The sequence below is a fragment of the Paenibacillus sp. 01L418 genome (assembly GCF_056400045.1).
The window spans coordinates 41708-49535 of the sequence record NZ_JBFTSN010000014.1 but is presented as its reverse complement, the minus strand read 5'-3'; the positions used below and the strand labels follow the sequence as shown (position 1 = coordinate 49535).

The 7828-nt window shown below is 44.6% G+C and carries 8 protein-coding genes and 1 riboswitch; of the genes, 3 read left to right on the top strand and 5 right to left on the bottom strand.

Features of this window, described 5'->3' with window-relative positions:
* The 3 genes from AC1DSE_RS03805 to sdhB form a co-directional block, all read left to right on the top strand.
* A partial coding sequence (locus tag AC1DSE_RS03805) for a succinate dehydrogenase/fumarate reductase transmembrane subunit (RefSeq protein ID WP_477527414.1) occupies positions 1–364 on the top strand: 364 nt, incomplete at its 5' end.
* A gap of 24 nt (positions 365–388) precedes the next feature.
* Positions 389–2146, top strand: coding sequence for a succinate dehydrogenase flavoprotein subunit (gene sdhA, locus AC1DSE_RS03800; protein ID WP_076267580.1), 1758 nt, complete (start codon positions 389–391; stop codon positions 2144–2146).
* Between the two features lie 2 nt (positions 2147–2148).
* Positions 2149–2913 (top strand): succinate dehydrogenase iron-sulfur subunit, encoded by a 765-nt coding sequence (sdhB, locus tag AC1DSE_RS03795; RefSeq protein ID WP_441908603.1) that lies wholly within the window; start codon positions 2149–2151, stop codon positions 2911–2913.
* A gap of 162 nt (positions 2914–3075) precedes the next feature.
* On the opposite strand, the gene AC1DSE_RS03790 is transcribed toward sdhB, so the two are convergent.
* From AC1DSE_RS03790 to corA, 5 genes are all read right to left on the bottom strand, one after another.
* On the bottom strand, positions 3076–3384 hold the full coding sequence (locus AC1DSE_RS03790) for a winged helix-turn-helix transcriptional regulator (RefSeq protein ID WP_076267582.1): 309 nt from the start codon (positions 3382–3384) through the stop codon (positions 3076–3078).
* A 143-nt stretch (positions 3385–3527) separates the two neighbouring features.
* Entirely contained in the window at positions 3528–4373 is an 846-nt protein-coding gene (locus AC1DSE_RS03785) for an EamA family transporter (protein WP_477509000.1), read from the bottom strand.
* 163 nt (positions 4374–4536) lie between these two features.
* A complete protein-coding gene (locus AC1DSE_RS03780; protein ID WP_441876792.1) occupies positions 4537–5346 on the bottom strand; it encodes a histidinol-phosphatase in 810 nt (269 codons plus the stop codon).
* 45 nt (positions 5347–5391) lie between these two features.
* The gene (locus AC1DSE_RS03775; RefSeq protein WP_076267585.1) at positions 5392–6294 is read right to left on the bottom strand and encodes a LysR family transcriptional regulator; all 903 of its coding nucleotides are present in this window, start codon (positions 6292–6294) and stop codon (positions 5392–5394) included.
* Between the two features lie 147 nt (positions 6295–6441).
* Positions 6442–7377, bottom strand: coding sequence for a magnesium/cobalt transporter CorA (corA, locus tag AC1DSE_RS03770; RefSeq protein WP_076267586.1), 936 nt, complete (start codon positions 7375–7377; stop codon positions 6442–6444).
* A 307-nt stretch (positions 7378–7684) separates the two neighbouring features.
* A riboswitch (SAM riboswitch) is annotated at positions 7685–7794 on the top strand.
* The last annotated feature ends 34 nt before the right edge of the window (positions 7795–7828 follow it).

Sequence of the window (7828 nt, the reverse complement as noted above, 5' to 3'; positions counted from 1 at the left end):
GGTAATTACTTTTGTATTCGTTTTCTGGCACGTATATCAAACTCGGATTCAAGTTTATCTCGGCCACATCACCCATGAGGAACTGGGATCAACGATGAATCAAATTGCGAGCAACCCTACTTACTTCGTACTTTATGTTATTGGTGTATTAGCAGCTGTTTTCCACTTCAGCAACGGCCTTTGGGCGTTTCTGATCAGCTGGGGCATTACGATTGGCCCGAAAGCTCAACGCATCTCTTCATATATTTGCATGGGCGTTTTTGTAGTCGTATCAGCATTGTTTATTCTTTCGCTTATCGCATTCAGCGGAGATCAATTCAAAGAAGCTGCAAGTGCTGCATTGGCACTTACGAATATCGGTTAGTTTGTAGACAAGGAGCGAAACGTTATGGCTAAAAATAAAATTATCATCGTAGGCGGCGGTCTTGCAGGCTTGATGGCTACCATCAAAGCAGCAGAAGCTGGCGTTCACGTTGATCTGTTTTCACTAGTACCGGTCAAACGTTCCCACTCAGTATGTGCACAGGGCGGCATCAATGGCGCTGTTAATACAAAAGGAGAAGGCGATTCTCCATGGGAGCATTTCGACGATACCGTATACGGCGGAGATTTCCTCGCCAACCAACCGCCAGTTAAAGCAATGTGTGATGCGGCACCAGGCATTATTCACTTGATGGACCGGATGGGCGTTATGTTCAGCCGTACATCCGAAGGCTTGCTGGATTTCCGTCGCTTCGGCGGCACGAAGCATTCCCGTACAGCATTTGCAGGCGCAACGACAGGTCAACAGCTGCTTTATGCACTGGATGAGCAAGTTCGTCGCTGGGAAGCAGCTGGACTAGTTAACAAATTCGAGCACTGGGAATTCCTTGGCGCTGTTGTTGACGATGACGGCATTTGCCGCGGTGTTTCGGCACAGGATCTTCGCTCGATGGAAGTTCACACGGTTCGTGCAGATGCAGTTATTCTTGCATCAGGCGGTCCTGGTATTATTTTCGGCAAAACAACGAACTCTGTTATCAACACCGGCACAGCTGCCAGCGCAGTTTACCAGCAGGGCGTTAACTACGCAAACGGCGAGTTCATTCAAATTCACCCAACAGCTATTCCAGGCGATGACAAGCTCCGCTTGATGTCGGAATCAGCGCGTGGTGAAGGCGGACGGATTTGGACGTACAAAGACGGTAAGCCTTGGTACTTCCTAGAAGAAAAATACCCTGCTTACGGAAACCTTGTTCCTCGTGATATTGCGACTCGTGAAATTTTCAGCGTGTGCGTAGATCAGAAGCTTGGTATCAACCAAGAAAACATGGTTTACCTTGATTTGTCTCACAAAGATCCGAAGGAGCTTGATGTTAAGCTCGGCGGTATCATTGAAATCTATGAGAAATTCATGGGCGACGATCCACGGAAAATCCCGATGAAAATCTTCCCAGCGGTTCACTATTCAATGGGCGGCATGTGGGTTGACTACAATCAAATGACAAACATTCCTGGTCTGTTTGCAGCCGGTGAGTGCGAGTATCAATATCATGGTGCGAATCGACTTGGCGCCAACTCTCTGCTATCCGCTATTTACGGCGGTATGGTAGCTGGACCAAAAGCTGTTGAGTATATCAAAGGCTTGAAGAAATCAGCTGAAGATGTAGCTTCCTCCGTATTTGACCGCGAGAACAAGCGTCAAACGGACAAGTACAACAGCATCGTTAATATGAAGGGTACTGAAAATGCATATGTCATTCACAAAGAGCTAGGCGAATGGATGACGAACAATATGACGGTTGTTCGCTTTAATGACAAGCTGGAGCAAACGATCCACAAGATCAAAGAGCTGAAGCAGCGTTATGCGAATATCAACATTAACGATACTGCGCAATGGAACAATGCAGGCGTTGCCTTTACTCGTCAGCTTTGGAACATGCTTGAGCTTTCTGAAGCAATGACGCTAGGCGCATTACTGCGCAACGAAAGCCGTGGCGCTCATTATAAACCAGACTTCCAAGAACGCGACGACGAGCATTTCATGAAATCGACGATTGCGAAATGGACGAAGGAAGGTCCACAAATTTCTTACGAGGATATCGACGTAAGCTTGATCAAGCCGCGTAAACGTGATTACTCGAGCGACAAGAAGAAAGGAGAATAATGATGGCTGAAACGACTGTAGCTACAAAATCGGTTAAGTTTATYATCACTCGCCAAGATACTCCTGAGTCCCAACCATATACGGAAGAGTTTGAAATTCCTTACCGCGCTAATATGAACGTAATTAGCGGTTTGATGGAAATTCAACGTAATCCGAAAAAGGCAGATGGAGCAAGCACGGCTCCTGTATGCTGGGATTCCAACTGCTTGGAAGAAGTATGCGGCGCATGTTCAATGGTCATCAACGGCAAGCCTCGTCAAGCGTGTAGCGCTTTGATCGATAAGCTTGAGCAGCCGATTCGTCTTGAACCAATGAAAACATTCCCAGTAGTTCGTGACCTTGTTATTAACCGTGAGCGCATGTTTGGCGCCTTGAAACGCGTTAAGGCATGGATTCCAATCGACGGAACGTATGATCTGGGTCCTGGACCGCGGATGGCAGAAACGAAGCGTCAATGGGCTTATGAGCTTTCCAAATGTATGACTTGCGGTGTTTGCCTTGAAGCGTGCCCGAACGTAAATGATCGGAACAGCTTCATCGGTCCTGCTGCAATTTCACAGGTTCGTTTGTTTAATGCTCATCCAACAGGTGAGATGAATAAGGAAGAACGTCTGGATGCACTGATGACAGATGGCGGCATCGAAGGCTGCGGCAACTCGCAAAACTGTGTTCGCGCATGTCCGAAGGGCATTCCGCTTACGACTTCAATCGCAGCAATCAATAAAGATACAACCAAACATCTATTCAAAAAATGGCTTGGCATGTAGTCCAATTGATTTATAGGAAACCCTCGATCTGATCGGGGGTTTTTTATTTGCATATTGTGATATTGATTATTATTATCAATGATAGTAGATAAATAATCCTTTGTCAATTCCAGATAAAAGAAGAGAAGGCAATAAAAAAAACCGCCTAAGCGGTTTTTTATCTTACATCCATTGTTCGCCCCAAGTTTGAATGGACTCAATGACTGGCTGAAGCTCCCTGCCCTTGTCGGTTAGCTCATATTCAATACGTACAGGCATTTCTGGATAAACTTGACGTTTGATAATCGTTAATGTTTCAAGCTCTTTCATCCGGTCCGTTAGCATTTTGTCGCTCATTTCGGGAATTTGTTCCTTAATCTCTTTGAACCTTTTTGGTCCTCCAAGCAATACCCGAATAATTCTGCCAGTCCACTTCTTGCCTAAAATGTCGGCTGCGGCTTCATACTTTGGGCACATTGTCGAATAATCCAACCGTATCACCCCGCTTTTTGTAATACTATTGTACCATACGAACAAACTAAAAGTAAGTTAATTTCAGTGGGAATGCGATTGTTTGATCGTATATTATATTTACTATATTAAAGTTAGGAAAATACAGGAAAAGCGTTCGCGAATTACAATCGAATCACAATTAACCCAAGAATGGTACAAGCAAAGGCTGTCCACTGCAGGATCGTCAACTTCTCTTTATAAAATATAATAGCGCCAGCTGCTACGACAAGACTGTTCGTAGCAAAGATAGGCGCTGCAAGATTCGCTTGTCCAGTAGCAATCGCGACTGCATAAAGCTGCAATCCTCCGTATGAGAACAGACCTGCAACAATACCGAGCCAAAGCCCAGTTCGCTCTGCGGAACGTGCAGCGGTCGTTTTGACCGGGATGAGAAACCAGCAGAGAGAGAGGGCATAAGCGATGAACAGGATCGGGGCGCTAGGAAGTTCCAATTCATCGGTGACCTTTAATCCGCCATTGCGCAGCGCAAAGAGCACGACTGCCAAAAAGACGAGAATGAACCATCTTTTTTCTATAATCGTGAGCGGTTCCTTTCGTTTATGAGCAATAAAGACGACAGCAAGCAGAAGCAGCATAATGCCTATTGCTTCCGAAGCGCTGAGCGGCTCGTTGTACCACAAGGTCGCTAAAGCGACAACTAAGATAATGTTCATATTCGTTAGGGGAGAGGTCAAGCTGGCGGGTCCAAAATGCAATGCTTTCATAAACAAAGCGTTTCCCCATGCTGAGCCTGCTCCTATTATGATGCCTGCAATCCATACCCTTGGATCAGCAAGAAAGAAAAACGTTCCTTCAAGCGCCGCATGCACCCCAAAACCTAACGTTCCAGAAGCATACAATCCGAGCAGCAGCGTTCTTGCAGAGCCGCCCCGCATTTGTGATACTTTCATCCACCAGCCTGCTAGTCCAAATAAAATAGCGCTGCTGATGGCTGTAATGAGCCACATCGTTTTCCAACCCCTCAAATTTGTTACACAAATGAAATAGTTCTGTTATCGTCTCATTACATTAGTGGGCTATTATAATAAACAAGACCCCCTTTTTAATATATCCTTTTGGGACCTGCGACGTGCAGGTCCACTTTTTTTGTCTAAAGCCCCTCATGAGCTCTTATATCGGTACAATAACTTGTTGGCGCTTGCGATAAAAAACCCACTGTGAGAAGCCAATTTCCTTCAGCCTTTTCTGTACGAGCTCCCAATCTTCGCCAACTCTGCTTGGCTTATGCGCATCCGAACCAAACGTTACATTTACGCCAAAATGAAGTGCTCGCTCTAAGATCGCATCCGATGGATACCATCCGCCTACATCTTTGGTGCTGCCTGATGTATTAATCTCTATGGAAACGCCGCATTCGGCAATCGTCTGCAAAGCATCGTCAATTTCTTTATTAGCAGGTATATCAGAGAAAGCGGGATAATACCCCTTCATCGCGTCGATATGTCCCAAAATATCAAACATGCCGCTGCGTGCAGATTGTTTGATAAGATCATAATAGCTTTGCTTCACTTCAATATGCTGCTGTTCATTTAAGTTTTTAAACCGATTGCGATTGAATATGCTGACGTCGCCAACTTGATGAACAGAACCAATGATATAATCGAAGGGCACGCCGTCATAGGCTTTTTTGTAGCTGTCCACATATTTAGGGAAGAAATCCGATTCTACTCCAAGCATAACCTCGATTTTGCCTGCGTATTTCTCCTTCAACCGCAATACTTCATTAACATAATTGGTGAATTCGCTTCTTGCCATTGCAATGCCTGGCGAAGGCTGATCATTCTCATGATAAAAGAAGGGGGAGTGATCCGAGATGCCGATAACCTGAAGCCCGGCTTCAATTCCGGCTAAAATATAATCCTCGATATTGCCGTCGGCGTGGCCACATCTAAAATGATGGGTATGTAAATCGAATTTCATTTTTTATCTCTCCTAGTTGTTTGTCTAGTGGAAGCTTCTTGTCGACTACTCGCTGCTAATGAATTGATGCTCAGGCATGCCTTTTAGATCACTTAAAAATTGCTTCAGTGCGGTATTGATGTAACGGCCTGATTTATAAACCACTCCAACGGGATGACTTATTTCAAGCTCGTTGACCTTTATCATTTTTAGTGTACCCATACGGAGTTCGTTTGCTATCGAAAGTTTGGATACGACTGCGGCGCCTAAATTAATTTCAACCATGCGCTTCACTTCTTCGCTGCTGGAAACCTCCATTACGATATTGGGTTGAATATTGTATTTACGAAAAATTTGATCGACAAATCGCCTGCCAAGCGTGTCTGGAGCAAGCATAATCATTGGAATGTCCTTAAGCGTATCAACTGTCGTATGCGTCAACCTGCTCATGGGATGGGAAGGCGGAACGACGAGCTCAAATGTATCATAATAAAGGACGGAGGAGGAAACGTTCGGATTTTTTTCAGAAAGATATGTAATCCCTATATCGACTGACCCGTTCTCGACACTGGCCATAACTTGGGATGAGGGCATGGAATGAATCGTTGTTTTAATAAAAGGAAATTGGTTTTGAAAATAGGATAGCACGCGCGGTAAAATCTGAATCGCTATTGAAGCCGTAGTTCCGAGTAATATGTGTCCTTGCGGCGTAAGGTTCATATCGGAAAGCTTCTGCTTCAGTTCTTCCACGATTGAAAGAACTTGCTCCGCATGCTCCAAAAAAACTTGTCCGTGTTCCGTTAATGTAACTGGCTGATTGCGATTAATGAGAATCGTTTTGAATTCATCCTCAAGGCTTTTGATTTGTGCCGAAACAGCAGGCTGTGTGAGATTCAGCAGCTCGCCAGCTTTCCTGAAGCTCATCGTTTTGGATATCGTAAGGAGTGTTTCAAGCTGACTAATATTCACGTCAATCCCCCTCTCATAGGTACTTAATGCTCAAACTCATATTCTACTATTATAAAGGATAGCGGCCATTACAGCAAAAAGGCTGCAGCTCGTTAGGCATAAATTGCCCGTACGAGTGCAGCTCTGTAATGAAGATGGCACAGGTCTCTAGAGCCATTCTTTTTTGCGGAAAATATAAAACATGCTTATGCCAAGCAGCAGCATGATACCAAGTAAAATGTATGATCCTAACCTAAGGTGAAGGCCTGGAATGAAATCGAAATTCATCCCATAGATGCCGGTTATAAAGGTCAGCGGCATGAATATAGTCGTAATTGCTGTAAATACGCGCATGATTTCATTGGCACGGTTGGATACGCTGGACTGATAAGCTTCGCGTAAGTTGCCCATGAGATCGCGGTACGTATCGAAGGACTCGGCAATTTTCAAGGCGTTCTCGTATATATCGCTGAAATATTTTTGCAGCTGATCATCAATGAGCTTCAGATCTTTTTTGTTAAGCGTTGCAATGACATCGCGTTGTGGACCGAGCACTTTCCTCAGCCACAATATTTCACCGCGGAGCCCGATGATTTCGTTCAAATGCGATTTCTTAGTGTGCATTAATATATCTTCTTCAAGCGCTTCAATGCGCGTATCAATGCGGTCGCCAACGAGGAAATAATTATCGACAACAATGTCGACGAGATGATACAAGAAATAATCGGGCCGGCTAACCTCTTGTTCCCACAGCACAGGCTTTAGAGAACGAAGCTCGTTAATTTTTTGCTTGGTGACCGTAATAATGAAATGGCGGCCAAGGAAAATATTGAGTGCCCTTAGGAAGATTTCTTCGTCATCAAATCGTATGCTGTTGATTACAATAAAATAATGGCTTTCGTAAATTTCAATTTTTGGACGCTGCTCCTCTTCACTGAGGCAATCCTCAACTGCCAGATCGTGCATGCTGAATAGGGGCTGTAAAATAGCAAGATCCTCCACATCAGCGTCAATCCAGTAAAATCCTTCTTTCGAGGGAATAAGTGTTTCGTTAATATCTTCAATAGTGGTGAACATGCCATTGCTAACAAGGCGGATTTTCATCCGGAGTCACTCCTTTCTTTCTTCAGAGGAAACTGCCGGCTGAATCGGACTTGGCCGGCAGTAACCGTATTCGATCGTTTTCAGGCTTCGGTCGGTCGCCTTCCATGTCCATATGCACCCCTTTATAAGTCAAATAAATGAAATAATTCTTGTCTAGTATACTCCCGCGTCAGCTTTACATTCAAGCCTAAAAACAATCGTTTTTTTCATCTAAATGTCAAGGATATGAATAGAGGATCTTGACGCAATTGTCAGAATGCATTAAAGTGAAGGTGAAATGAAACCGCGGAAAATTGAATAGACTACTTTCTTATCAAGAGCAGGCGGAGGGACTAGCCCGATGAAGCCCGGCAACCGGCGTGTAAAACGCACGGTGCTAATTCTTGCGGAAACTTTAATGTTTCTGAGAGATGAGAGAGGCGGATGGCTTATTTACTGAGCATACGACCTT

Excerpts from the sequence above, each read along its gene's own strand:
- sdhA (WP_076267580.1), top strand. The coding sequence starts at position 389 with ATGGCTAAAAATAAAATTATCATCGTAGGCGGCGGTCTTGCAGGCTTG.
- AC1DSE_RS03785 (WP_477509000.1), bottom strand. The coding sequence starts at position 4,373 with ATGTGGCTCATTACAGCCATCAGCAGCGCTATTTTATTTGGACTAGCA.
- AC1DSE_RS03780 (WP_441876792.1), bottom strand. The coding sequence starts at position 5,346 with ATGAAATTCGATTTACATACCCATCATTTTAGATGTGGCCACGCCGAC.
- corA (WP_076267586.1), bottom strand. The coding sequence starts at position 7,377 with ATGAAAATCCGCCTTGTTAGCAATGGCATGTTCACCACTATTGAAGAT.